The following is a 25,149-nucleotide window of genomic DNA, read 5'->3' as shown; positions in this document are numbered from 1 at the left end:
TAGTCGTCGGGACGTGCGCTGGGAACGTACCGACCCGGCGAGGCCCGGAGGATCCGTCGTGGGGATGATGCGTTCGTGATACTGCGGGGCAGACACTACTGCGCGATACGCACTAGAATCGACGACCGTGGCCGCGTGTCACGACGACGGCGACGGCGCCGGCCAGCTCAGCTCCCAGTCCGCGAGCTCGCCGCGGTGCTCCTCGACGAACGCCTCCTGCGCGGCGCTGATCAACTCGTCCCGGGTGCGGGTCAGCCCGACCTCGTCGTCGCACTCCGCCTCGGTGGTCGCCAGCTCGATCTCCAGAGCCAGGAGCCGCGTCTTCTGCGCGGCGGGGATGTGCCCCGGGCCGCCGGACTGGAACGGGGCGATCTCGTCGTCCATCAGCAGCCTCCCGTCGCCCGGCTCCTCGAGCTCGGGGTGCCCGCGCTCGGCGACGCAATCGCGCCAGGCGGTGGTGGCGGCTGTCACGCGCGCGTGGTCCCTCACGGACTCCTCGATCCGCAGCGCCTCGTCCAGGTAGTGCTCGTAGGTTGGGTCCTGCCACGCGCCCGTCATGGCCGCTTCCGCCGGTGCGGCGCACCCGTCGACCGGCGCGAGCGGATCGTCGGCCGCCGCGCCGACCATGGCCTCGTCGTAGGCATCACGCTCGCTCGCGGACATCGCCGCGAGGAGGTCGGCGTTCGGGTCGGGCGGTGCGAGCTGCACCGACGTCGTGCTCGCGTCGACCATGCCGTAGCCGTGCTCCTTCGCCCACGCCAGGGGGTTCTGCTGGCGCGGGACCACGGAGAGCTCGGACTGCCAGGCGCCGTCCGGGCGGGGTTCGTAGTCGAAACCCTGCGCGTGCATGCAGGACGCGATCTCCTCCTCGACGGCGACCGCTCGCGCCGCATCCCCGGCGTGCATCCGCGCCGCGTACTCCCCGAGATACGCGGAGAGCGCGCCCTCGTCCGACGCGCTCGGGCCGCTCGAGCAGCCCGCAAGGACGAGGAGGCCCACCGCGGTCACCACTCGACGTCCACGCATGGTTCTGCACCCTAGGCGCTGCCGACCGCTCCTCGCATGGACCGACGGGTGGACAACGAAACGCCGCCGTCGGTCGTCGCGTCAGGCGGCCGGGTCCGACGCCGTTGCCACGAGGAAGCCCGGCGCCCGCAGCCCGGCGTCGGCGAACGCGTCCGCCACGGCCTGCGCCACGCGGTCCACCTCGTCGGACGCGACCAGCGCGATCGCCGACCCGCCGAACCCGCCGCCGGTCATCCGCGCTCCCACGGCACCGGCTGCGCGGGCCGTGTCGACCACGAGGTCCAGCTCGCGGCAGGACACCTCGTAGTCGTCGCGCAGCGAGGCGTGGGACGCGTTCATCAGCGTCCCGACCAGCCCGACCTCCCCGGCGTCGAGCAGCGCGACGAACCAGGTCACGCGGTCGATCTCGTTCACCACGTGCCGGACGCGGCGGACCTGGACCTCGTCGTCGAGCTTGCCCAGGGCCCACTCCAGCCCGCGCGGGTCGTCGGAGACCTCCCGCAGCGTCGCGACCCCCAACCGCGCGGCCGCCGCCTCGCACGACGCCCGTCGCGCGGCGTACTGCCCGTCGACGAGGGCGTGCTCGGCGCGGGTGTCGACCACGAGCAGGGCCAGGTCGTGCGCCGCGAGGTCGAACGGGACGTGCCGGACGGAGCCGTCGAGGCAGTCGAGCAGCAGCGCGTGCCCGTCCTGCGACCGCAACGACGCCGCCTGGTCCATGCCGCCGGTGGGCGCACCGGCGATCTCGTTCTCGGCGCGCACGCACAGGGCGGCGAGCGTGGCGCGACCCTCGTCGGACGCCGACAGGCCGAGCCCGAACACCGCGTCGAGCGCGACCGCGGTCGACGCCTCCAGTGCCGCGGACGACGACAGCCCGGCGCCGTACGGCACGCACGAGTCGATCGCGACGTCGAAGCCGGCGACGGGGTGACCCGCCTGCCGCAGCGCCCACGCGACCCCCACGACGTAGCCCACCCAACCGTCGACGGTGCCCGGGGCCACGCCGGCGAGGTCGACGGTCCGGATCCCGTTGGGTTCCTGCGCGCTCACGAGCCGCACCACGTCGTCGTCGCGACGCCGCACGGCGGTGTACGTCCGGTGGGGGAGCGCGATGGGCAGGCAGAGGCCGCCGTTGTAGTCGGTGTGCTCACCGATCAGGTTGACCCGACCGGGTGCCGACCAGGTGCCCTCCGGCTCGGCGTCGAACCGGCCCGCGAACAGGCCGCGGACCCGGTCGGCGCCCTCCTGCGGGGTCCAGACGTCCAGCCAGGTCACGTCGGCGGTCATGCCAGCTCCTGCAGTCGGGTCGCGATGCGCTCGGGGGTGGTGTCGCTGATCCAGGCGCCCATGCCGGACTCGACGCCGGCCAGGTACTTGAGCTTGCCCGGTGCGCGCAGCACCGAGAACAGCTGCAGGTGCAGGCGCGAGACGTCCCGGCCCTCGCGGGTGGGTGCCTGGTGCCAGCCGGAGATGTACGGCAGGGGGATGGCCTCGCCGTCGGGGCCGACGAAGAACCGGTCCAGCCGTTGCAGCAGCGACAGGTAGACGGTCGACAGGTCGTCGCGCTCCGCGTCGGTCAGGGCCGGCAGGTCGGGCACGTCGCGCCGCGGCGCCAGGTGCACCTCGACGGGCCAGCGCGCCGCGAACGGCACGTACGCCACCCAGTGCTCCGACTCCAGGACGATCCGCTCCCCGTGGGCGAGCTCGGCGTCCAGCACGTCCCGGCCCAGCAGGCGGCCGGTCCGCTCGTGGTGGGCGTGCGCCTGCGCGAGCATCGCGGTCGTCCTCGGCGTGACGTACGGGAACGCGTAGATCTGCCCGTGCGGGTGGTGCAGCGTGACGCCGATCTCCTTGCCGCGGTTCTCGAACACGAACACCTGCTCGATGCCCGGCAGTGCGCTCAGGGCCTCCGTCCGCTGCGTCCAGGCCTCGACGATCGTGCGCATCCGGCGGGGGGTCACGGTGCTCAGGGACGCGGTCGAGTCCGACGAGAAGCAGATGACCTCGCACCGGCCGGCGGCGGGCCGGACGGTCCAGAGCGGCTCSCCGTCGCGCTGCACGGGGGCGTCCGGCACGCCGGGGACGGCGAGCAGCGACGGGAAGCGGTTCTCGAACACGACGACGTCGTAGTCCTCGGCGGGGATCTCGCCGTCCTGGTAGACCGCACCGGGCTTCGCGGGCGCCAGCGGGTTGGCGTCGGCGGGCGGCAGGAACGTGCGGTTCATCCGGTGTGCGGCCATCGGGATCCACTCGCCCGTGAGCGGGTCGCGACGCAGCTCGGGGCCGGTCACCGGCTGCGGTACGCCGTCCGCGTCGGGCACGGGTGCGAACCGGTCCGCCAGCGGGCGCGCGTCGGTCAGGGTGCGGGTCGCCGCGCCCGAGACGTACGGCTCGGAGTCGTCGAAGTAGACCAGCTCGCGGCCGTCGGCCAGCGTGGTCGGGGTGATGCGCGCGGTCGTGTTCACGAGGTGGCTCCTGGGGTGGTGACCAGGCGGAGGGCGGTGCCGGTCAGGTGTCGTCGGGCGTCGGCGGGCAGGGCGTCGTCGGTGAGCAGGGTGTCGATGTCGTCGAGGGGGGCGATCCTGGCCAGGCCGACGACCCCCCACTTCGTGTGGTCGGCGAGCACCGTGGTCGCGGCGGCGCAGGCCATGAGGGCGCGGTCGGTGGCCGCCTCGGCGAGGTTGGGGGTGGTCAGTCCGCTGGCGTCGAGGCCGTGGACGCCGAGGAACGTGCGGTCGACGCGCAGGCTCGCGAGCGTGGCGTCCGCGACGGGGCCGACGAGCGCGTCGGAGGGGGTGCGGACGCCGCCCGTGAGGATGACCTCGACCCCTGCCGCACCGTGCAGCGCGTCGGCGATGCGCAGGCCGTTGGTGACGACCGTGAGGTCCGGGATGCCGGCTCCGGCGAGCAGCTCGGCCAGCAGGAACGTCGTCGTGCCCGCGGACAGGGCGACCGCCTGCCCCGGTTCGACGGTGGCCAGCGCGGCACGGGCGATCGCCGCCTTCTCGGGGCCGGCCCAGGAGCGCTTCGCGTCGAAGCCCGGCTCATCGGTGGGGCGGCCCAGTGCGTCCGCGGCCACGGCACCGCCGTGGACGCGACGGACCAGGCCCGCACGCGCGAGCTCCGCGATGTCCCGCCGGACGGTCATGTCCGAGACGTCGAGGCTCTCCACCAGGTCGGCGACGCGAGCGGCCCCGTCGGCACGCACGGCAGCGAGGATCCGCTCCTGACGCTGCGACGCAAGCACCCGAACAGCATCGCACTGGATCGAACAAACTTCAACATGGGCACGTCCGCGTGCTAGCGCTGCGGGTGTCCAACCCCGCCGCACCTGGTGCGGGAGCGCACTCCCGGGGCGCCGCCGTCGCCACACCCGTCACTCTCGAACCAAGTGCGGCTGGGTTGGACACGCGCCTACCGCCCGGAACGCTCCTGGGCACGGGCACGGGCGCGGGCGCGGGGGCTGCGAGCGGGGCGGTGGCGTCGGGGCGTCGTGCACCCGCGGTCCGGCTACCGGACCGCCGGGGTCAGGCCCAGGGAGCGGCCCGCGAGGCCGCGGCGACGGGCGGTCAGGGACCGGGCGACGCCCAGCAGCGCCTGGGCGGCGGGGGAGTCCGGGGCGCTGAGCACCACGGGCGTCCCCGCGTCGCCGGCCTCACGCAGGCGCACGTCGAGCGGCACCTGACCGAGCAGGGGGACGTCGCCACCGGTGATGCGCGTGAGGTTGTCGGCGACGGTCTGCCCGCCGCCGGTGCCGAACACGTCGAGCCGCGACCCGTCCGGCTGCTCCAGCCAGGACATGTTCTCCACCACGCCGACCACGTGCTGCCGGGTCTGCACGGCAACGGACCCGGCGCGCTCGGCCACCTCGGCGGCCGCGACCTGCGGCGTGGTCACGACGACGATCTCGGAGCTCGGGAGCAGCTGCGCCACCGAGATGGCGATGTCCCCGGTACCGGGGGGCAGGTCGAGCAGGAGCACGTCGAGGTCGCCCCAGAAGACGTCCGCGAGGAACTGCTGCAGCGCCCGGTGCAGCATCGGCCCGCGCCACACGACCGGCTGCCCGGGCGGGACGAACATGCCGATCGAGACGACGAGCACCCCGAACGCCTCGGGCGGCAGCAGCATGTCGTCGACCCGCGTCGGCTGCCGCGTGACCCCGAGCATCCGCGGGATCGAGAAGCCGTAGATGTCGGCGTCGACGATGCCGACCTTGAGCCCGTCGGCGGCCATCGCGACCGCCAGGTTGGCCGTCACGGACGACTTGCCGACGCCACCCTTGCCCGACGCGATCGCGAACACCTTCGTCAGCGAGCCGGGCTGCGCGAACGGGATGACGGGCTCGGAGTCGGTACCACGCAGCAGGGTCCGCAGCGCCGCCCGCTGCTCCGCCGACATGACACCGAACACGACCGCGACGTCCTCGATCCCGTCGACGGTCGCCGCCGCGGCGCTGACGTCGCGCGTCAGCGTGTCCTTCAGCGGGCAGCCCGGCGTCGTCAGGTCGATGCCGACCGTCGCGCGAGACCCGACGACCTCGACGGAACGGACCATGCCCAGGTCCGTGATCGGACGCTTGATCTCCGGGTCGAGGACGTGCGTCAGCGCGTCGCGGATGGCGTCGATCAGGGGGTCGGTGGGGTCCGGCATGGGCCCATCGTAGGTCGGGCGGTGGTCAGGCCCGTCCCTGCCGGTCGCCGCCGCCGCGGGTGCGGTCGCCCTTCTTGTCGGGACGCTCGCTGTCGTGGTCCCTGTCCCCGTCGCGCTCCGCCGTGAGGTCCTCCAGCATGTTGCGCAGCTCGGAGCGGACGAAGTCGCGGGTGGCCACCTCGGACAGCGCGATGCGCAGCGCCGCCATCTCGCGGGCCAGGAACTCGGTGTCCGCGAGGTTGCGCTCGGAGCGCTGACGGTCCTGCTCGGCCTGCACGCGGTCGCGGTCCGTCTGCCGGTTCTGCGCGAGCAGGATCAGCGGCGCGGCGTACGACGCCTGCAGGGAGAGCATCAGGGTGAGGGCCGTGAACCCGCGCGCGGCCGAGTCGAACCGCATCTCGGGCGGCGCCCACACGTTCCAGATGATCCAGACGAGGCAGAAGACCGTCAGGTAGATGATGAACCGCGGGGTGCCCAGGAACCGGGCGATGCTCTCCGAGACCTTGCCCGACGCGTCCTCGTCGAGCTGGGGCCGACGGATGAACCGTCGACGCGTCTCCAGCGGCGTGTCCAGGCGGTCAGCCACGGCTCGCCCCCGGTCGCGTGATGCCCAGGACGCTCGTGTCCGGGAAGTTGCCCTCGTCGTCGGTCTCCCGCCAGTCCTCGGGCAGCAGGTGGTCGAGGACGTCGTCGACGGACACCACGCCGAGCAGACGCTTCTCGGCGTCCACGACCGGCAGGGCCAGCAGGTTGTAGGTGGCCAGGTTGCGGGTCACCGACAGCAGCGGCGCGTCGACGGGGATGGACTCGATGTCGGTGTCGACGATGGAGCCGATCGCCTCGTGCGGGGGCTCACGCAGCAGCCGCTGCAGGTGCACGACGCCGATGAACCGACCGGTCGGCGTCTCCAGCGGCGGGCGCGCGACGAACACCATCGACGCCAGCGCGGGCGTGAGGTCCTGCCGGCGCACGTGCGCGAGCGCGGCGGCGATGGGCGTCTCCGGGCCGAGGATCACCGGTTCGGTGGTCATGAGGCCACCCGCGGTGTTGTCCTCGTACGCGAGCAGGCGCCGGACGTCCTTCGCCTCGTCGGGCTCCATGAGCTCGAGCAGCTCCGCGGCCTGGCTCTCGGGCAGCTCACCGAGCAGGTCGGCCGCGTCGTCGGGCTGCATCGCCTCCAGCACGTCGGCCGCACGGGTCAGGGCGAGGCCCTGCAGGATGCCCACCTGGTCGTCCTCGGGCAGCTCCTCCAGCACGTCGGCCAGCCGTTCGTTGTCCAGCGCGCTGGCGACCTCCAGACGCCGGGTCAGGCCGAGGTCGTGCAGGACGTCGGCGAGGTCGGCGGGCTTGAGGTCCTCGTACTGCGCGAGCAGCAGCTCGGCTCCCTGGGCGGCGCTCGCCTGACCCAGCCCCGTGACCTCGTCGACGGACACCAGCAGCGTCTCGCCGCGGCGGCGCAGGATGCCCGAGCGTCCGGCGGGGCTGCGACGGACGAACACCTTGGAGATCACCCAGTCGCCGTTGCGCTGCAGCTCGATGGCGACGTCCTCGATGCTCGCCTGCCCGGAGCCGTCGACGAACTCGACCGTCCGGTCCAGCAGCTCGCCGACGGCGAGGGTCTCGAAGGCCCGCTGCTCGAACCGGCGCATGTTCACCAGGCCGGTCGAGATGACCTGCCCGGCGTCGATGGCGGTGACGCGGGTCAGCGGGAGGAACACGCGGCGGCGCGCGGCCACCTCGACGACGAGCCCGACGGCGCGGGGCAGCCCTTTGGGACGCACCAGCACGACGACGTCGCGCACCCGTCCCACCTGGTCTCCGAGGGGGTCGAACACGTTGGTCCCGGCAAGGCGCGCGACGAACACCCTGGTCCCGACGCTGCTCACGCGGTCAGCCTAGACCGGGCACCCGACGTCAGCCGCCGCACCGCCGGGTGGTGGACCACACGTCACCCGCACGTCGACCGGGCCTGGCGATCCGTGCGGCCCTGGGAGAGGATCGCGACATGTCGTTCTCCGGTAACGCCCGCCCCCCGCGCACCCCTACACCACCGCAGGGTGAGACCGTCGCGGCCTACTCCACGTACCTCGAGGCGCAGAAGGCCGTCGACCACCTCGCGGACAACGCGTTCGCGGTGCAGCTGGTGACCATCGTCGGCACGGACCTCAAGATGGTCGAGCGCGTCACCGGACGCCTCTCCTACCCTCGCGTGGCGCTCGGCGGGTTCCTGTCCGGGGCGTGGTTCGGCCTGTTCGTCGGGCTCCTGCTCAGCCTCTTCACGACGCCCGGTGCGCAGAGCCCGCTGGTCCCCGCGATCTTCATCGGTGGCGCGTTCGGCCTGCTGTTCGCGATCCTCACGTACTCGTTCTCCCGCGGGAAGCGCGACTTCACGTCGACCAGCCAGATCGTCGCGTCGTCGTACGCGGTGCTGTGCCGGCAGGAGCAGGCGCACAAGGCGCGCGAGCTGCTGCGTGAGATCGGTGGCGTGCAGTCCGGCTGGCCGGCGCGCCCACCGGCCCCGCTCACCACCACCAGCCCGTCGGATCCGTCGGGTGCGTACCCACCGGCTGCGGGGTCCCAGCCGTGGGGCTCGCCGAGCGTGCCGCCGCCTCCGCCGCCCGGACCACCCGCTCCGCCGAGCGGACCGCCTTCCGACCAGCCCGGGCCGTCGTCCGGCCCGCCGACCGCGCCCTGAGGCGCTCCCGGAAGGTCGGGGCGGGGTCGACCTGCGGCCCGTCGGCCATGCCGCCGTGCACCAGGCGGATCGTCGCGGCCCTCGAGAACAGCAGGGCGAGGTTCGGGTCCATGTCAGCCTCCTGTGTCGGGATGTCCCTTCACACGAGGTGACGTCGACCGGTGACCCCGATCGACACCCTCAGCGGCCGAGCAGGCCCGCCATCCACGCCTCGACGGCGTCCGGCTCGCGGGGCAGCGCGGCCGACAGGTTCTCGTTGCCGTCGGAGGTGACGAGGACGTCGTCCTCGATCCGCACGCCGATCCCGCGGAACTCCTCGGGGACGAGCAGGTCGTCGGACTTGAAGTACAGGCCGGGCTCGATGGTGAACACCATGCCCGGCTCGAGGATCCCGTCGAGGTACAGCTCCGCGCGCGCCTGCGCGCAGTCGTGCACGTCGAGACCGAGGTGGTGGCTGGTGCCGTGCACCATCCAGCGGCGGTGGTGCTGGTTCTCCGGGAGCAGCGCCTCCTCGGCGGTGACGGGCAGCAGCCCCCACTCGGCGAGGCGCTCGGCGATGACCTTCATGGCGGCCGCGTGGACGTCCCGGAACCGGGCGCCCGGCACGGCGGCGACGAACGCGGCGTCGGCCGCGTCGAGGACCGCCTGGTAGATGCGGCGCTGGACCTCGGTGAACCTGCCGTCGACGGGCAGCGTGCGCGTGATGTCCGCGGTGTAGAGCGAGTCGACCTCGACCCCCGCGTCCACGAGCACGAGCTCGCCCGCACGCACCTGGCCGTCGTTGTCGGTCCAGTGGAGGGTCGTGGCGTGCTCGCCGGACGCGGCGATGGTCTCGTAGCCGACCGCGTTGCCCTCGACCCGGGCGTGGCCGATGAACGTGCCCTCGATGACCCGCTCGCCACGGCGGTGGGCGACGGCCTGGGGGAGGGCACGGACGATCTTCTCGAAGCCGTCGATCGTGGTGTCCACGGCCAGGCGCATCTGCTCGATCTCGTGCGCGTCCTTGACCAGCCGCAGCTCGGACAGGGCCTCGGCCAGCCTCTCGTCCCGCTCGCCGGCGGCCTCGGTCGCGCGGATCTCCTCGACCAGCTCCTCGATCGCCGCGTCCGCCTCGGGGACCACCCGCACCTGCACGCCGTCCACGCCGACGTCCTTGGCCAGCGCGTCACGCAGGTCGTCGAGGTGCGCGGTGCTGACCCCGGTGAGCGTCTCGAGGTCCTCCAGGGTGGGGCGCGCACCGACCCAGAACTCGCCGTAGCGCGCGTCGGAGAAGAACTCCTCGGTGTCCCGTCCCGCCAGCGGGCGGATGTACAGGACGGCGTGGTGGCCGCTGCCGTCGTCGCCGGAGCCGTCCTCGACGGGGTGCAGGACGAGCACGGCGTCCGGCTCCTGCTCGGACCCGAGGCCCGTGAGGTGTGCGAACGCGGAGTGGGGGCGGAAGCGGTAGTCCGTGTCGTTGGAGCGCTGCTTGAACGTGCCGGCGGGGACGACGAGCCGCTCACCGGGGAACTGCGCCGACAGCGCAGAACGCCGCGCGGACGTGTGGTCGGCGGCCGGGCTGCGCTCGAGGGTGGACGACGCCCGCTCGCCCCAGCCGGACGTGATGAACCGGACGAACTCCGGCGAGCTGGGGCGCTGGGAGCGGTTGCTCCCGCGATCGGCCAGCGGCTGCTCGGTGGGGGTCTCGGGCGTCAGGTCCTCGCTCATGGCGTCATCCTCCCACTCAGCCCGACTAGCGTGAGGCCGTGCGCATCGACCTCCACACCCACTCGACGGCGTCGGACGGGACCGGTGCACCCGCACGGGTGGTGGCCGAGGCGGCCGCGGCCGGGCTCGACGTGGTCGCCCTCACCGACCACGACACGACGGCGGGCTGGGCCGAGGCGACCGAGGCGGCCCACGAGCACGGGATCGCGTTGGTGCGGGGGACCGAGGTCTCGGCCCGCGCCCACGGGATCAGCATCCACCTGCTGTCCTACCTGCAGGACCCGACGCACCCGGCGCTCACCGTCGAGCTGGACCGGACCCGCGACGCGCGGCTCAGCCGGGCGCGGGCGATCGTCGACCTGCTCTCGGTCGACGTGCCGATCACCTGGGACGACGTGCTGGCACACTCCCGCGACGCGGTCGTCGTCGGCCGCCCGCACATCGCCGACGCCCTGGTGGCCCTCGGGATCGTGCCCGACCGGGACACCGCGTTCCTCCACCTGCTGTCCGCCGCCGGGCCGTACCACGTCCCCCACTATGCGCCCGACGGGCCCGACGCCGTGCGCGCGATCCGCGTGGCCGGCGGGGTCCCCGTCTTCGCGCACCCCGGGGCCGACGCCCGCGGCCGGATCGTGCCGGACCGCGTGTTCGACCGGCTCGCCGCGGCCGGCCTGGGCGGCCTCGAGGTCGACCACCGCGACCACTCGCCGGCGCAGCGCGAGCGGCTGACCGCGATCGCCGACCGGCTGGGGCTGTTCGTCACCGGGTCCAGCGACTACCACGGCACCGGGAAGGCCAACCGGCTCGGGGAGAACGTGACCACGCCCGAGGTGCTCGCGGCGATCGAGGAGCAGGGCGCGACGGAGGTGGTCCGGCCGTGAGCGAGTTCTTCGACGCGTACCTGTTCGCGTCCGTGTTCATCACGCTGTTCGTGATCATGGACCCGCCCGGTGTCGTCCCGATCTTCCTCGGGCTCACCGGCGCGATGACCCGCCAGCAGCGCAACCGGGCCGCACGGCAGGCCGTCCTCGTCGCGCTCGGCGTCATCGTCGCGTTCGCCCTGTTCGGGCAGTCGCTGCTCGACTACATGCACATCACGCTGCCCGCGCTGCAGGCCTCCGGCGGGCTGCTCCTGCTGCTCATCGCCATGGAGCTGCTGACCGGCAAGATGGAGGAGCCACAACCGTCGGGGAACGGGAAGGTCAACGTCGCGCTCGTGCCGCTCGGCACCCCGCTGCTGGCCGGCCCCGGTGCCATCGTCGCGACCATGGTGTTCGTCCAGCAGTCCGACAAGACCCTCCCCGACTGGACCGCGATCGCCGCCGGGGTCGTCGCGGTGCACGTCTCGCTCTACCTGGCGATGCGGTTCGCGAACGTCATCCACCGCATCCTGGGCGACTCCGGCACCATCCTCGTGACCCGGATCGCGGGCCTCCTGCTCGCCGCCATCGCGGTGCAGCTCGTGGCCGACGCGGTGGAAGCCTTCATCAAAGCGGCATAGACGGACGGGGTGCGGCTCAGGTGAGCCGCACCCCGTCCGTCCGTCTGCTGTCAGCCCTCGGTGGCCGACGCCTGCGGGGCGCTGCCGCCCTCGACCGTCTGACCGCTGCGCGTGCGCCGACGGCTGCGGCTGCGCCGGCTGCCTCCGGTCGTCGGGCCGTCGGTGCCCTGCTCCGCGGCAGGTGCGTTCGAGGTCGTCTCCGTACCCTCGGCACCGCCCTCACCGCGACCCCGGCCACGGCCGCCACGGCGGCGGCGGCTGCCACTCTCGCGCGGCTCACCGGACTCGTCGGCCGGGCGCTCGGCGCTCGGTGCGGACGCCTGGGCGTGCGGGGCGGACGCGGTCCGGTTCTCGACGGACCGGGTGTCACCGGATCGGGTGTCGCTACCCCGGCGGGAGTCACCGCGGGAGTCGCTGCCGCGACGCGAGTCGCCACCGCGGTTGCCCCGGATCTGGTCCGAGTGCGAGCCCCCCGGACGCCCGCCACTGCCCCCACCACGCTTGCCGGTCTCGCCCAGGTCCTCCAGGACCTCCGCGCCCAGGCCCTCACGGGTCTGCTGCGACTTCGGCAGGCGGCCCTTCGTGCCCTCGGGGATGTCGAGGTCCTCGTAGACGTGGGCCGACGAGGAGTACGACTCGATGGGCTCGGGGATGCCCAGGCCGAGTGCCTTGTCGATCAGGCCCCAGCGCGGGATGTCGTCCCAGTCGACGAACGTGACCGCGGTGCCCTTGGCGCCCGCGCGGCCGGTGCGGCCGGTGCGGTGCAGGTAGGTCTTCTCGTCCTCGGGGCACTGGTAGTTGATGACGTGCGTGACGGCCTCGACGTCGATGCCGCGCGCGGCCACGTCGGTGGCGACCAGCACGTCGACCTTGCCGTGGCGGAACGCGCGCAGCGCCTGCTCGCGGGCACCCTGACCCAGGTCGCCGTGCAGCGCACCGGCCGCGAAGCCGCGCTCGACCAGGTCGTCGGCCACCTTGGCGGCCGTGCGCTTGGTGCGGGCGAAGACGATGGTCAGGCCACGGCCGCGAGCCTGCAGGATGCGCGCCAGCATCTCGACCTTGTCGAGGGCGTGCGCGCGGTAGACGACCTGCTTGATGTTCTTGACGGTCTGGCCGTCGTCGTCCGGGTCCGCGGCGCGGATGTGCGTCGGCTGCGTCATGTAGCGGCGGGCCATCGCGACGACGGCGCCCGGCATCGTCGCCGAGAACAGCATGGTGTGACGGCTCGCGGGGGTGGCGGCCAGCAGCGTCTCGACGTCGGGCAGGAAGCCCAGGTCGAGCATCTCGTCGGCCTCGTCGAGCACGACCGCCTTCACGTGCGACAGGTCGAGGTGCTTCTGCTTGAGCAGGTCGATCATGCGGCCGGGCGTGCCGACGACCACGTCGACACCGGTGTTCAGCGCGGCGATCTGCGGCTCGTACGCGCGCCCGCCGTAGACCTGGAGCACCCGGACCTTGCGGCGGGAGCTGGCGGTGGCCAGGTCCCCGGCGACCTGGACGGCGAGCTCACGCGTCGGGACGACGACGAGCGCCTGCGGCTTGCCGGCGTGGGGGAGCTGGTCGTAGCCCTCCTCGCCGGGGGCGACCACGCGGTGCAGCAGCGGGACGCCGAAGCCGAGGGTCTTGCCGGTGCCCGTCTTGGCCTGGCCGATGATGTCGTGGCCGGACAGCGCGACGGGCAGCGTCATCGCCTGGATGGGGAACGGGTGCGTGATGCCGGCGTCGGCCAGCGCCTGCACGATCTCCGGGCGGACGTCGAAGTCCGCGAAGGAGGCCTCGACGGCCTGCACGGAGGACCAGGTGTTCTTGAGGGGTCGGGTCATGGGCTCGGCCAGAGCAGAGACCTGCTCCGGCGTCTCGTCGGTGGTGGTCACGAGGACTCTTCACTGCGAAGGGTGGTGTGCCGCGCGCGGCCGGGGCCGACGGGTGTCGGAGCGTCCCGGGCGACAGCGGAGTTCACCACGCGGGTTGGCCGGCAGCCGATCGTGCAAGTCGACTCGCGCGCGTCGTCCGGACGGGTCCGGGGCTGCGCGAGAATGGGTCTGATCGTCGAACGAACGGGGATTCCTAGACGACCGGGCAACCGAATTACCTGCACAGTCTATCCGACGCCTCCGGCAGGCCGGTCGTCGCCCCGCCGGGGCTACGATCCTCGGATGACGACGACGCGCACTGAGGCCACTCCTGAGGTGGGCACCCTGGAGCACTCGGACGCGATCGAGCTCCTCGGCCTCGTGGCGCAGCTCGAGCACGTGGCCTTCGCCCGGCTCGCCGCCGACTCCGCACTGGCCCCCACCATCGAGCAGCGTCTCGAGCTCAGCCGCTTCGCGTCGGCCGCGGTCGAACGACGAGACCGGGTCCTGGCCCGCATCACCGAGATCGGCGGCGACCCGGTCGCGGCGGTGCGCCAGTACGACGACGTGCTCGACGACTTCGACGCCCGCACGCAGCCCGGCTCGTGGTGGGAGCGGCTGCTGAAGGCCTACGTCGGGTACGGCGTCGCCGACGACTTCTGCCGGCTCGCGGCCGAGGGCCTCGACGCGGGTTCGCGCGCGGTGGTCCTCGAGGTCCTCGACGACGCCTCCCACGCGGAGCTGGCCGTCGCGGAGCTCGACGCCGCAGGGTCCGCCGACGGCGTGCTCACCGCCCGGCTCGCGCTGTGGGGCCGGCGGCTGGTGGGCGAGGCGCTCGGCGTGGTGCAGCGGCTCCTGGTGCAGCGGCCGGCCCTGGTCCGACTCGTCTCCGTCGGTTCCAGCGGGTCCGCGAACCCGCCGACGAAGCTCTTCGGCGAGCTGACGGCGCAGCACACGCGTCGGATGAGCCGCCTCGGCCTGACCGCCTGACCGCCTGAGGGCCTGACCGCACGACGAAGCCCCGCACGGATCCGTGCGGGGCTTCGTCGTGCGCGCTGTCAGATGTTGCCGAAGCCGACGCGGCCCTTCGACTCGGAGCCGATCTCGACGTAGCCGAGGCTCGCGGTCGGCACGATGACCCGACGGCCACGCACGTCCACGAGCTCCAGGGCCGGCCGTCCGCTCAGGGCGGCGGCCACGGCGGCAGCGACCTCGTCCGGCGTCTGGTCGGACTCGAGGCTGATCTCCCGAGGCAGGTTCTGCACGCCGATGGTGATCTCCACCGTCATCTCCTTCACGTCCTCACTCCACGCTGTGGTATTTCGGGGGTCGTTCCGGTCTGCCACTGCCGGTGGGCCGTGGCACGTCGTCCGATCCTAGGCGTCCTCGTACTCGAAGTCGGGCCGGATCAACGCGGACACCCCGCCCCAGGCCAGCTGGGTGACGAGCTCGACGGTGCGTTCCGGCCCGGCGGCCGACGGCTGGCGCAGCCGGTACGTCGCCGCGCCCTGCGCCATGGAGATCAACGAGACCGCGAGCATGCTCGCGTCGTCCAGCGGCAGCGCTGTGACCTGCGACAGGACCACGGAGATGCGACGGGCCGCCTCGGAGGAGGCGTGCTCGACCCGGGCGCGCACGTCGGCGTCGTGCGTCACGTCGGACTCGAAGAGCAGCGCGGACGACTCTCCTGCGCCCTCGACGAACATGATGTACGCCTCGACGATCGCGGCGATGACGTCGCGCCCGTCGCCCCGGCGCACCGGGCCCTGCTCGATCCCCTGCACGGCGGCGTCGACGGCGACCAGGAGGTCCGCACCGTTCTGGTCGACGACGGCGAGGTACAGGTCGAGCTTCGAGGGGAAGTGGCGGTAGAGGACCGGCTTGCTGACCTCCGCCCGCTCGGCGATGTCGTCCATGGAGACGTGGTGGAAGCCCTCGGAGGAGAAGAGCTCCTGGGCGATGCGCAGCACCTGGGCGCGGCGTTCGTCGCGAGCCATCCGCGGGCTGCGTGCCCGCGGGGTCGTGTCGTCTGTCCCGTCCGTCATCCCGCGATGGTAGCCACGGGACGTGTCCGAGATGCGACGATGACCGGGTGACGACCCCGGAACCGCTCCGGACGGACCAGGGACCGACGCGCGCGTCCCTGCGACCGTCGGTCCCTCGTCGTCGACTCCGCACGGGCCGGGGCCGGCCCGCAGGGCGTCTCCTGCCCGCCGTCGTGGCGGTCGTCGGGCTCACGGTCGGTGCGGGCAGCGCGCTCTGGGCCGCGGACGCCCCGCGGACCGCCGCGCTGGTCGACGCGGCGCTCGGCACCGCGTCGCCCGCACCTGCCGAGACCGTCGACCGGGCGGGGTCGCAGAGCCGGGCGTCCGCCGGCCGTGAGCTGCGCGTCCTCGAGCCGGTGGAGGTGCCGCCGGGGATGCTGCCGACCGACCCGCCGCCCGGCATCGTCGCCCTGCCTCCGGGTCTGACCGCACAGGACGTCGCGGCAGGGCTGCTCTCGGCCGACGTCGTCGAGGCCGCCGCAGGCACGTTCAGCGTCGTCCCGGGCGCCGACCCGGGGCCGGGGACGGGTGCCGTCCGCACGGTGCGGGTCGAGGTGGAGGACGGGCTGCAGGTGGACGGGCCCACCTTCGCCGCGACCGTCATGGCGACGCTCAACGACCCCCGCGGGTGGGGCGCGGACGGGTCGCTGTCGTTCGCGCGGACCGACGGCGAGGCCGAGTTCCGTGTCCTGCTCGCCTCGCCCACCACGGTCGACGACCTGTGCGCGCCGCTGGAGACCGAGGGCCAGGTGTCGTGCGGGACGCGCGGCCGTGCCGTGCTGAACCTGCGCCGCTGGGTGTTGGCCACGCAGGAGTACGGCGTCGACAAGACGGGGTACCGGCAGTACCTCGTCAACCACGAGGTCGGCCACCTGCTCGGGCACCGGCACGAGACGTGTCCCGGTGCAGGTCAGCCGGCGCCGCTGATGCAGCAGCAGAGCTACCGGGCGGCGCCGTGCGTGCCGAACCCCTGGCCGTTCCCCTGACAGCTCGCCCCGGTGCGCGGGTCGTACGTCCGGGGTGTCGGTGGCTCGTGATGGGATCGGCACGTGACCGGCTCCCCGCACGCCCTGCGCCTCGTGCGCCCGGCGTTCGCGGACGTCCCCGAGCACGGTGCCGGTGCCCTCGTGGAGCTGGATCCCGAGCAGGCTGAGGCGGTCGCTGCCACGGACCCCGCGGTGCTCGTGCTCGGTGCTCCCGGGACCGGCAAGACGACGGTCGCGCTCGAGGCGGTCGTCGCCGCGGTCGAGGGCGGCCTGTCCCCGGAGGACGTGCTGGTGCTGTCGTCGGGCCGGCGGGCCGCGGCCGACCTGCGGGACCGGGTGTCCGCACGGCTGCGGCGGACGTCGGGGCGACCGCTCGTGCAGACCGCCGCCGCGGCCGCGTTCTCGGTGCTCCGGGCACGTGCGTCCCTCCTGGGCGACCCGGTCCCGACCCTGGTCTCCGGCGCCGAGCAGGACCTGCTGCTCGGAGACCTGCTCGCGGGGCACGCCGCGGGTGAGGGCGTGCCGCTCGCGTGGCCCCCCGAGGTCCGGCCCGACGTGCTCGGCCTGCGCCCGTTCCGCGACGAGCTGCGCGACCTGCTGATGCGCGCGGCCGAGCGCGGCCTGACCCCGGTGGACCTCGCGGCCCTCGCCGACGCGCACCGCCGTCCTGCCTGGGCCAGCGCGGCCCGCCTCTACGAGGAGTACCTCGACGTCGTGCAGCTGCGTGCCGGCACCCCGGACCTCGGCGCCCGGCTGGACCCGGCGGTCGTCGTGGACGAGGCCGCCCAGGCGCTGCTGACGTGGGAGGACGAGGTGTCCGGTGCGGTGCGCCCGCGCTGGCGGCTCGTGGTCGTCGACGACCATCAGGAGAGCACCTCGGCCACCGCCCGGCTGCTGCAGGTCCTCGCCGCCGACGGCGCGCGGGTGCTCCTGCTGGCGGACCCGGACGCGGCGGTGCAGACGTTCCGGGGTGCGACGCCGTCGCTCGTCGGGCGGGCTGCGGTGCACGGGTCGGGACCCGGCGAGCTCGGTGCGCGCACGATCGTCCTGCGGACCGCGTGGCGGCACGACGCCGGGCTGCGGTCGGTCGTCGGGCGGGTCGCGGAGCGCGTCGGTGCGGTCGGTGCGGTGCAGCACCGGCGGGCGGTCGCGGCGCGGCCCGGTGACGGGGACGTGCGGGTCGCGGTGCTGCCGAGCACCGCGCAGGAGGCGGCGTTCGTGGCGCACGCGCTGCGCAGCGCGCACGTCGAACGCGGGATGGCGTGGTCCGAGATGGCCGTCGTCGCGCGGTCCGGCGCCCAGGTGACCGCGCTGCGGCGGGCCCTGGCGGGGGCCTCGGTCCCGGTGAGCGTGCTGGGCAGCGACGTGCCGCTGCGCGAGGAGCCGGCGGCACGGCCGCTCCTGGACGCCATGCGGGTCTGCGTCGGCGCGGCGACGCTCGATGCCGCCACCGCCGCCCGGTTGGCGTGCTCGCCGCTCGGAGGGCTGGACACGGTCGGCCTGCGCCGGGTCCGGCGCGCCCTGCGCGCCCACGAGCTGGCGCAGGGGGGTGGCCGGACCAGCGACTCGCTGCTCGTCGAGGCGCTCGGGTCGGACGCGGCGACCGACGTCCCGGGCGCCCGGCCGGTCGCACGCCTCGCCCGGGTCCTCGAGGCGGGGCGTCTGGCCGCGGCCGTGGTGGGCGCCGATGCGCAGACCGTCCTGTGGGCGCTGTGGGACGCGGCCGAGCAGGCCGAGCCCTGGCGCCGGTCCGCGCTCGCCGGGGGCGCGGCCGGTGAGCGGGCGGACCGCGACCTGGACGCGGTGCTGGCACTGTTCCGCGCAGCCGAGACGTTCGTGGACCGCATGCCGCGCTCGACGCCGGCTGCGTTCGTCGACTGGCTGCAGGCCCAGGACCTCCCGTCGGACTCCCTCGCGGCACGCGCCCGCCGCGCGTCCGTGCAGGTGCTGACCCCGGCCGGGGCCGCAGGGCGGGAGTGGGACCTCGTCGTCGTCGCCGGTGTGCAGGAGGGCGCGTGGCCCGACCTGCGCCTGCGCGACTCGCTCCTCGGCGCGCAGGCGCTCGTCGATGTCGTCGCCGGCCGTGCTGTGCCCGGCGCCGCCGACGACGCCGAGACGGCGGCCGCCGCGCGCGACGCGGTGCTGGCCGACGAGCTCCGGTCGTTCGTCGTGGCGTGCTCGCGTGCCCGCCGGTCGCTGCTGGTGACGGCGGTCGACGACACCGACCAGCAGCCGTCGCCGTTCCTCGAGCTCGTGGAGCCGTCCGACGACGAGGGCGAGACCCGCCGCACCAGCGTGCCCGCGCCGCTCGACCTGCGCGGCCTGGTCGCGCAGCTGCGGGCGCACCTCGAGCAGGCGGCGGTCGACGGCGTCGATCCGGACCCCGCGGCGGCGCGCACGCTCGCACGGCTCGCGGCGGCCGACGTGCCCGGCGCCGACCCCGCGCAGTGGCACGGCCTCGCCGAGCCGTCCAGCGTCGCACCCCTGTGGGACGCGGACACGCGCGTGCCGGTCTCGCCGTCCAAGGTCGAGACCGCGCAGCGCTGCGCGTTGCGGTGGGCGCTGGAGGCCGCCGGCGGGACCTCGACCGCGAGCGGGGGGCAGAACCTCGGCACGCTGCTGCACGCGATCGCGCAGGAGCACCCGCAGGGCACGGAGGCCGAGCTGTCCGCCGCGCTCGACCGGCGCTGGGCGGAGCTGGGGCTCGGCGCAGGCTGGCCCGCCCTGGCCACCCGGCGCAAGGCGGACGCGATGGTGCACCGGCTCGCCGTGTACCTGCGGAACGCGGGTGAGCCGCTGCTGGTCGAGGGCGCCTTCGCCGTCGACACCGACAGGGCGTCGCTCCGGGGGTCGGTCGACCGCATCGAGCTGGTCGAGGACGGTGCCGGCGGGCCCGTCGTGCGCGTCGTCGACCTCAAGACCGGTGCCAGCCCGCCGAGCGTGAGCAAGGCCGCCGAGAACCCGCAGCTCGGCGCCTACCAGCTCGCGGTCGACGCCGGCGCGTTCGACGGGCTGCCCGACGGCACGACGAGCGGCGGTGCGCAGCTCGTGTTCCTCGGTGCCGGGGTGACCGCGGTGACCCGGTCCCAGGAGCCGCTCGGACCCGAGGTCGACGGACCCAGCTGGGCGCGGACTCTGGTCGACCAGGTGGCCGACAGGATGGCCGCGTCCACGTTCGAGGCGACCGCCAACGACCTCTGCGACCGCTGCCCGGTCCGGCGCTCGTGCCCGGTCCGCGGCGAGGGCGGACAGGTGGTCGCATGACGCTGTCCGCGGCACGGATCGCCGCCCTCGTGGGCCAGCCGCCGCCGACCCCCGAGCAGCGGGTCGTGATCGAGGCGCCGCTCGCCCCGTCGCTGGTCGTGGCGGGTGCGGGCTCGGGCAAGACGGAGACGATGGCGGCCCGCGTGGTCTGGCTGCTGGCCAACGGCATCGTCGAGCCGGACCAGGTGCTCGGCCTCACGTTCACGCGCAAGGCGGCCGGGGAGCTCGCGGAGCGGGTGCGCAAGCGCTTGCGCACCCTCGCGCGGTCGGCAGCCGCCGAGGGGCTGGTCCTCGGGGGAACCGTCGACGCCGCACGGACCGACGGACTGGCGGGACTCGCGCGGCCGACGATCTCCACCTACAACTCCTACGCGGCCTCCCTGGTGTCCGACCACGCGCTGCGGCTCGGTCTCGACCCGTCGGCACGCCTGCTCGGCGAGGCCGCGCAGTGGCAGCTGGCCTCCGAGGTGGTCGAGGCCTGGAGCGACGACCTCGACACCGACGCCGCGACCTCCACCGTGATCGAGGCGGTCCTCGCGCTGTCGGGCGCACTGGACGAGCACCTGCTCGACGCGGTCCAGGCCCGGTCCGGGATCGAGGAGATCCTCGACGGGCTCGCCGCGACGCCCGCGGGCACACCGCCGCGTGAGCCCTACGCGGAGGTCAAGAAGCTGATGCGGTCGCTGGGGGAGCGGGTCCGCGTCCTCGAGCTCGTGGCCGAGTACCGCACCCGCAAGCGCGCCGCCGACGCGATCGACTTCGGCGACCAGGTCGCCCTGGCGGCCCGGCTCGCCCTGGACGTGCCGGAGGTCGGCGCCGGGGAACGACAGCGGTTCCGGGTGGTGCTGCTCGACGAGTACCAGGACACCTCCTACGCCCAGCTCACCCTGCTCGGCGCGCTGTTCGGCGGTGGGCACCCCGTGACGGCCGTGGGAGACCCGAACCAGTCGATCTACGGGTGGCGCGGCGCGAGCGCGGGCGGTCTGGAAGGCTTCCCCACGTCGTTCCCGCAGGTTCACGCCGACGGCACCCGTACACCGGCCGACGTGCACCAGCTCTCCACGTCGTGGCGCAACGACCGCCTGATCCTCGCGGCCGCCAACCACGTCGCCGCGCCGCTGCGTGCGTCCGCGACCCGCGTGGCCGTCCCCGTGCTCGCCGCCCGGCCCGGTGCCGGCGACGGCCGGGTGCACGCCCACGTCGCGGAGACCGTCGAGGACGAGGCGCGGGCCGTCGCACAGTTCGTCCGCGACCGGTGGCGGCCCGCCGGCGCGGGGCGGGACCGGGTCACGGCCGCGGTGCTCTGCCGGAAGCGGTCCCAGTTCGAGACCCTGCGCCGTGCGCTGCGGGATGCGGGGCTCCCCGTCGAGGTCGTCGGCCTCGGCGGGCTCCTGTCCGCCCCCGAGGTCGTCGACCTCGTGGCCCTCCTGCAGACCGCGCACGACCCGTCCCGCGGTGACGCGCTCATGCGGCTGCTCACCGGGGCGCGCACCCGGCTCGGGGCGTCCGACCTGCACGCGCTCGCGGCCTGGTCCGGTGAGCTGGCCGCGCGTCACGGCACCCGGCGGCGTGACGGGGGTCGCGGTCCGGTGCTGGACGTGCCCTCTGCATCCGACGCGACCGACCCCTCCCAGGACGCGTCCGACGTCGTCGTCGAGGCCGACGCCGTCGACGAGCGCAGCATCGTGGACGCGCTCGACGCGATCACCGAGCTCCCCGCCGAGGGCTGGACCAGCCGCGGCGGCCGGACCCTCAGCGCGGTCGGTCGCGCCCGCCTGGCCGACCTCGCGGTGACCCTGCGGGCGCTGCGTGCGCACAGCTACCTCTCCGTCCCGGAGCTGGTCGGGGAGGCGGAGCGGCTGCTCGGGCTCGACATCGAGGTCGCCGCGCGTGCACGGACCTCGCCGGGGCGGGCGCGTGCGCAGCTGGACGCGTTCCGGGACGTGGCCGTCGAGTTCGCGCGCTCCGCCGACCACCCGAGCCTCGGTGGCTTCCTCGCCTGGCTCGAAGCGGCGGAGACCCGGGAGAACGGCCTCGACATGCCGGTCTCGGAGCCCGATCCCGACGCGGTGCAGCTCATCACGGTGCACGCCGCCAAGGGCCTCGAGTGGGACGTCGTCGCGGTCGCGGGCCTGGTCGACGGCGGCCTGCCCGCCACCGCGACCCAGGGCAAGGACGGACCGAAGGACTCGGCCTGGCTCACCGGCCTGGGCTCGCTGCCGTACCCGCTGCGTGGCGACCGTCACGACCTCCCGGTCTTCGCGCACTCGGGCGCGGAGGACCCCAAGGAGCTGGAGGAGCGGCGCAAGCAGTTCGTGCTCGACGCGGGGGACCACCAGGTCGCCGAGGAACGTCGGCTCGCCTATGTCGCGCTGACCCGTGCCCGCTCCGACCTGCTCCTCACCGCGGCGTGGTGGGGCGACGGCTCCCGCGTACGCAAGGTCTCCGTGTTCCTCACCGAGCTCGCCGAGGCCGGGCTCGTCGAGACCGGTGGCTGGGAGGAGGTGCCGGACGCGGGTGGCTCCAACCCCCGGGCGTCACTGGTGCTGACGGCGACCTGGCCGGCGGACCCCTTCGGTACCGAGGTCGGGTCGACGCGCCGCGCGCACGTCGAGGACGCGGCCGTCCGGGTCCGCGCGGCGATGGCGGCGCACGACGACCGCCGGGCCGTGGTCGTCGTCCCGGACACGACGCTCGACGTACCCGACCGGTCCGGCGGCCCGGAGGTGCCGGCCGCGCACCCGTGGGACGTCCTCGCCGACCGGTTGCTGGCCGAGCGCGAGCGGGTGCGGACGCCGTCCGGTGAGGTGGAGCTCCCCGCGCACCTGTCGGCATCCGCGCTGGTCAGACTCGAGAGCGACCCGGGAGAGTTCGCGCAGCACCTGCGCCGACCGGTGCCCGCCGAGCCCTCGCCGCAGGCCCGACGGGGTACCCGGTTCCATGCGTGGGTCGAGGGCTGGTACGGCAGCGCGTCCCTGGTGGACGTCGACGCGTTGCCGGGCGCCGACGACGACTCGGCGGGACTCGACCTCGACGAGCTGGCGCTCCGGGACGCGTTCCTGGCGACCGAGTGGGCCAACAGGTCACCGCTCGCGGTCGAGGTGGACATCGAGATCTCCGTCGACGGGTACGTGCTGCGCTCCCGCATCGACGCCGTGTTCCCCGACCCCGCCCGCACGGCTGGGGACACTCGGCGAGCCGTCGTCGTCGTCGACTGGAAGACGGGTTCCCCGCCGAAGGACGAGGCCGCCCGGGCCTCCCGTGAGCTCCAGCTCGCCGTCTACCGGCTCGCGTGGTCGCGCTGGACGGGTACGCCGCTGGAGCAGGTGCGCGCGGCGTTCTGCTACGTCGGTGCAGGCGCGACCGTCTACCCGGAGCGGCTGCTCGACGAGGCCGAGATCACCGCCCTGCTGCGTTCGGCCACACGCGCGCAGGGTCCGCAGGGGGCCGGTGCCGTCGAGTCGCGGCCGAACCGGCGCGGCTCGAGGACGAACGCGCCGACGCACCGCCGGCCCGGCTGGGAGGGCACGAAGGCGGCTCCCACGCGTCGGCCGGCACAGCCGGTCGTGCCCACGCTCTTCGACGTCGACTGAGCGGGTCCGCCGACGGGACCCGCGCCGTCGCGTCGCTCCCGCACGAGCGAACCCGAGCCACCGCGCACGCACCCGAACACCCGGACCTGAACCCGGGCGCGGTCCCGGACGCGCGGCTCAGTCGAGGAGCCGAGCCCTCACCCGCGCGAGCTCGTCGGCGGACATGCCGTGCTCGGTCAGGTAGGCGGTGACGTCGAGGTCGGACAGGAACGCGCGGAGGTGGCCCGTCACCTCGGCCAACCGCGCACGGAGCTCCTCGGGGGATCGACCGGTCTCGTCGCTGAGGCCGGCGAGCGCGTAGTCGTTCATCGCGACGACCGCGGCCGTGTAGTCGTCGACGATCGCCTCCTGCGGCACCCCGACGAGGGACAGCAGCAGCGCGGTGACCAGACCGGTCCGGTCCCGCCCGGCCGAGCAGTGCACGACGACGGCTCCGTCAGGGGCGTGCGCCACGGCGCGCAGGGCGTCGACGATCAGGTCGGGCCAGAGCGCGAGGTTCGCCCGGTAGTACTCCGGCGAGTCGAGCACGTCGCCCCAGCGCGCCATGAAGTCGCGGTCCTCCCAGACCTCGACGGGGCGGTGCAGCCGCGTGACCCCCGTCGGCAGCGCGAGAGGTGTGATCTCGTGCGGGTGGCGCAGGTCGACGATCGTCCGCACGCCCGCGCCGACCAGCTCCGTCCAGCCCTGCGCGTCGAGTCCGTCCAGCCGCGGGGTGCGGAAGATGCGTCCCGCACGTGTGACCGTCGTCGCGGTGGGCAGCCCACCGAGGTCGCGTGCGTTGTGCAGGCCACCCCAGCTGACGGAGCGGTCGGTCATGCCAGCAGCGACTCGGCCTGTGCGTCCTGCTCCTCGCGCGTGTGCGCGTCGAGCTCCTCCAGCATGGCGACGGCGTCGTCGATGATCTCGGGGTCCTGCGTGCGCACGCCGTAGAGCAGCCACCGGGCCAGCGCGAGCTCCCCGGCGAGGAGGGCGCGGTCGGCCAGGTGCGGGTCGGTGAGCTCGGTCCGGCGCAGCTGGTACGCCTCCATGATCGAGTCGGTCGTGTCCGGGTGGGCGGCGACCAGGAGCCAGGCGAGGTCGTCGGCGGGGTCCGCGACGCAGGCGTCGCCCCAGTGCAGGATGCCGGTGACCTTGTCGCCGTGCACCAGGACGCGTTCGCTGGTGAGGTCGCCGTGGATCACGGTCGGGCGGAAGCGCCAGAGGGCGACGTCCTCGAGCCGATCCTCCCAGCGCCGCAGCAGGGCGGGCGGGACCTTGCCGGTGCGGGCAGCCTCGTCGACCTCGGCCTGGCGACGCTTGCGGTACTCGCCGGCGTCGTAGGCGGGCAGGCCCGCGTTCTCGACGAGCACGGTCGGCAGCTCGTGCACCGCGGCGATCGCGCGACCCAGGTCGGCCGCGAGGCCGGGCCCGGGGGCGAGGCTGTCCAGCCGCAGCGACTCCCCGGGGATCTCGGTGTGCACGGCTGCGCGCCCGCCCTCGGGCAGGTGCGCGAACCCGACGGGTGCCGGGACGTCGAAGGGGAGCTTCCCCCGTTCGGCCTCGGAGGCGAGCATGGCGAGCAGCACGATCTCGGCCTCGAGCGCGGCGCCGGCCGCGGCGTGCTGCGGTGCGCGGACGACCCAGCGGTTGCGGTGGGCGTCGATGACGACCGCCGTGTCGTAGTCGGACCCGGGCTGGGCGGGCCGCCGGACGTCGAAGGCGTCGAGTCCCGGCACGGCGACGGTCGCCAGCGCGGCGAGGGCGAGAGGGGATCGAACCACCCGTCCAGGATAGGCGGGTCACCGGGCGGTCCCGGCCGAGCCGCTCGGCGTGTCTTCGCCCGGTTGCTC

The 25,149-nt window shown here is 74.3% G+C and carries 20 protein-coding genes; 7 read left to right on the top strand and 13 right to left on the bottom strand.

The features are described from left to right. Positions 1-138 precede the first annotated feature (138 nt). From ASF78_RS05625 to ASF78_RS05595, 7 genes are all read right to left on the bottom strand, one after another. Positions 139-1,026 (bottom strand): hypothetical protein, encoded by an 888-nt coding sequence (locus tag ASF78_RS05625; RefSeq protein ID WP_156374048.1) that lies wholly within the window; start codon positions 1,024-1,026, stop codon positions 139-141. Positions 1,027-1,107: 81 nt separating this feature from the next. Continuing rightward, the gene (gene galK / locus ASF78_RS05620) at positions 1,108-2,313 is read right to left on the bottom strand and encodes a galactokinase (protein ID WP_056585584.1); all 1,206 of its coding nucleotides are present in this window, start codon (positions 2,311-2,313) and stop codon (positions 1,108-1,110) included. Continuing rightward, the gene (gene galT / locus ASF78_RS05615) at positions 2,310-3,491 is read right to left on the bottom strand and encodes a galactose-1-phosphate uridylyltransferase (protein WP_056585582.1); all 1,182 of its coding nucleotides are present in this window, start codon (positions 3,489-3,491) and stop codon (positions 2,310-2,312) included. Before galT ends, galK begins: the two co-directional genes overlap by 4 nt. Continuing rightward, positions 3,488-4,273, bottom strand: a complete 786-nt coding sequence (locus ASF78_RS05610; protein WP_056585580.1) for a DeoR/GlpR family DNA-binding transcription regulator — start codon at positions 4,271-4,273, stop codon at positions 3,488-3,490. Before ASF78_RS05610 ends, galT begins: the two co-directional genes overlap by 4 nt. A 263-nt stretch (positions 4,274-4,536) precedes the next feature. After that, positions 4,537-5,676 (bottom strand): Mrp/NBP35 family ATP-binding protein, encoded by a 1,140-nt coding sequence (locus tag ASF78_RS05605; protein WP_056585578.1) that lies wholly within the window; start codon positions 5,674-5,676, stop codon positions 4,537-4,539. A gap of 25 nt (positions 5,677-5,701) precedes the next feature. Next, the gene (locus ASF78_RS05600; RefSeq protein ID WP_056585576.1) at positions 5,702-6,262 is read right to left on the bottom strand and encodes a DUF1003 domain-containing protein; all 561 of its coding nucleotides are present in this window, start codon (positions 6,260-6,262) and stop codon (positions 5,702-5,704) included. Next, a complete protein-coding gene (locus ASF78_RS05595) occupies positions 6,255-7,562 on the bottom strand; it encodes a magnesium transporter MgtE N-terminal domain-containing protein (RefSeq protein ID WP_056585575.1) in 1,308 nt (435 codons plus the stop codon). Before ASF78_RS05595 ends, ASF78_RS05600 begins: the two co-directional genes overlap by 8 nt. Positions 7,563-7,681: 119 nt before the next feature. Here ASF78_RS05595 and ASF78_RS05590 point away from each other — a divergent pair, with 119 nt between their 5' ends. Next, positions 7,682-8,371, top strand: coding sequence for a general stress protein (locus ASF78_RS05590; RefSeq protein ID WP_056585573.1), 690 nt, complete (start codon positions 7,682-7,684; stop codon positions 8,369-8,371). 180 nt (positions 8,372-8,551) lie between these two features. On the opposite strand, the gene ASF78_RS05585 is transcribed toward ASF78_RS05590, so the two are convergent. Continuing rightward, entirely contained in the window at positions 8,552-10,078 is a 1,527-nt protein-coding gene (locus ASF78_RS05585; protein WP_056585571.1) for an aminopeptidase P family protein, read from the bottom strand. A 38-nt stretch (positions 10,079-10,116) separates the two neighbouring features. Between ASF78_RS05585 and ASF78_RS05580 the strand changes: the two genes are divergently transcribed. Together ASF78_RS05580 and ASF78_RS05575 are read left to right on the top strand one after the other, a co-directional pair. Continuing rightward, complete coding sequence (locus tag ASF78_RS05580) at positions 10,117-10,959, top strand: PHP domain-containing protein (RefSeq protein ID WP_056585569.1); 843 nt, start codon at positions 10,117-10,119, stop codon at positions 10,957-10,959. Next, positions 10,956-11,579, top strand: coding sequence for a MarC family protein (locus ASF78_RS05575; protein ID WP_056585568.1), 624 nt, complete (start codon positions 10,956-10,958; stop codon positions 11,577-11,579). Before ASF78_RS05580 ends, ASF78_RS05575 begins: the two co-directional genes overlap by 4 nt. 50 nt (positions 11,580-11,629) lie before the next feature. Here the strand turns inward: ASF78_RS05575 and ASF78_RS05570 are convergent, their stop codons facing one another. Then, positions 11,630-13,402: a DEAD/DEAH box helicase gene (locus ASF78_RS05570; protein WP_082494951.1), complete on the bottom strand. Its 1,773-nt coding sequence runs from the start codon at positions 13,400-13,402 to the stop codon at positions 11,630-11,632. Between the two features lie 333 nt (positions 13,403-13,735). Here ASF78_RS05570 and ASF78_RS05565 point away from each other — a divergent pair, with 333 nt between their 5' ends. Continuing rightward, positions 13,736-14,422, top strand: a complete 687-nt coding sequence (locus tag ASF78_RS05565; RefSeq protein WP_056585565.1) for a ferritin-like fold-containing protein — start codon at positions 13,736-13,738, stop codon at positions 14,420-14,422. A 68-nt stretch (positions 14,423-14,490) separates the two neighbouring features. On the opposite strand, the gene ASF78_RS05560 is transcribed toward ASF78_RS05565, so the two are convergent. Both ASF78_RS05560 and ASF78_RS05555 read right to left on the bottom strand, forming a co-directional pair. Then, entirely contained in the window at positions 14,491-14,715 is a 225-nt protein-coding gene (locus tag ASF78_RS05560; RefSeq protein ID WP_055915598.1) for a DUF3107 domain-containing protein, read from the bottom strand. A gap of 93 nt (positions 14,716-14,808) precedes the next feature. Further along, complete coding sequence (locus ASF78_RS05555; protein WP_056585563.1) at positions 14,809-15,477, bottom strand: TetR/AcrR family transcriptional regulator; 669 nt, start codon at positions 15,475-15,477, stop codon at positions 14,809-14,811. Between the two features lie 47 nt (positions 15,478-15,524). Here ASF78_RS05555 and ASF78_RS05550 point away from each other — a divergent pair, with 47 nt between their 5' ends. The 3 genes from ASF78_RS05550 (at position 15,525) to ASF78_RS05540 (ending at position 23,320) form a co-directional block, all read left to right on the top strand. Further along, positions 15,525-16,463 carry a DUF3152 domain-containing protein gene (locus tag ASF78_RS05550; RefSeq protein WP_235518404.1) on the top strand — a complete coding sequence of 313 codons (939 nt, stop codon included), beginning with the start codon at positions 15,525-15,527 and terminating at the stop codon, positions 16,461-16,463. A 63-nt stretch (positions 16,464-16,526) separates the two neighbouring features. Then, positions 16,527-19,727, top strand: coding sequence for an ATP-dependent DNA helicase (locus ASF78_RS05545; RefSeq protein WP_082494808.1), 3,201 nt, complete (start codon positions 16,527-16,529; stop codon positions 19,725-19,727). Further along, complete coding sequence (locus ASF78_RS05540; protein ID WP_082494807.1) at positions 19,724-23,320, top strand: ATP-dependent DNA helicase; 3,597 nt, start codon at positions 19,724-19,726, stop codon at positions 23,318-23,320. Before ASF78_RS05545 ends, ASF78_RS05540 begins: the two co-directional genes overlap by 4 nt. Before the next feature lie 117 nt (positions 23,321-23,437). On the opposite strand, the gene ASF78_RS05535 is transcribed toward ASF78_RS05540, so the two are convergent. Together ASF78_RS05535 and ASF78_RS05530 are read right to left on the bottom strand one after the other, a co-directional pair. Then, a complete protein-coding gene (locus tag ASF78_RS05535; protein ID WP_056585561.1) occupies positions 23,438-24,136 on the bottom strand; it encodes a tyrosine-protein phosphatase in 699 nt (232 codons plus the stop codon). Then, positions 24,133-25,080: a phosphotransferase gene (locus ASF78_RS05530; protein ID WP_056585559.1), complete on the bottom strand. Its 948-nt coding sequence runs from the start codon at positions 25,078-25,080 to the stop codon at positions 24,133-24,135. Before ASF78_RS05530 ends, ASF78_RS05535 begins: the two co-directional genes overlap by 4 nt. Between the last annotated feature and the right edge of the window lie 69 nt (positions 25,081-25,149).

It is taken from the genome of Cellulomonas sp. Leaf334, from assembly GCF_001424195.1.
Taxonomy (GTDB): Bacteria; Actinomycetota; Actinomycetes; order Actinomycetales; family Cellulomonadaceae; genus Cellulomonas.
Note: the sequence above shows the minus strand (reverse complement) of the source record. Positions and strands in the feature narration are given on the sequence as shown.

What these genes read in the sequence shown, in the direction of transcription:
- ASF78_RS05625 (WP_156374048.1), bottom strand. Translation starts at nt 1,026, where the DNA reads ATGCGTGGACGTCGAGTGGTGACCGCGGTGGGCCTCCTCGTCCTTGCG.
- galK (WP_056585584.1), bottom strand. Translation starts at nt 2,313, where the DNA reads ATGACCGCCGACGTGACCTGGCTGGACGTCTGGACCCCGCAGGAGGGC.
- ASF78_RS05605 (WP_056585578.1), bottom strand. Translation starts at nt 5,676, where the DNA reads ATGCCGGACCCCACCGACCCCCTGATCGACGCCATCCGCGACGCGCTG.
- ASF78_RS05590 (WP_056585573.1), top strand. Translation starts at nt 7,682, where the DNA reads ATGTCGTTCTCCGGTAACGCCCGCCCCCCGCGCACCCCTACACCACCG.
- ASF78_RS05585 (WP_056585571.1), bottom strand. Translation starts at nt 10,078, where the DNA reads ATGAGCGAGGACCTGACGCCCGAGACCCCCACCGAGCAGCCGCTGGCC.
- ASF78_RS05570 (WP_082494951.1), bottom strand. Translation starts at nt 13,402, where the DNA reads ATGACCCGACCCCTCAAGAACACCTGGTCCTCCGTGCAGGCCGTCGAG.
- ASF78_RS05565 (WP_056585565.1), top strand. Translation starts at nt 13,736, where the DNA reads ATGACGACGACGCGCACTGAGGCCACTCCTGAGGTGGGCACCCTGGAG.
- ASF78_RS05555 (WP_056585563.1), bottom strand. Translation starts at nt 15,477, where the DNA reads ATGACGGACGGGACAGACGACACGACCCCGCGGGCACGCAGCCCGCGG.
- ASF78_RS05540 (WP_082494807.1), top strand. Translation starts at nt 19,724, where the DNA reads ATGACGCTGTCCGCGGCACGGATCGCCGCCCTCGTGGGCCAGCCGCCG.
- ASF78_RS05535 (WP_056585561.1), bottom strand. Translation starts at nt 24,136, where the DNA reads ATGACCGACCGCTCCGTCAGCTGGGGTGGCCTGCACAACGCACGCGAC.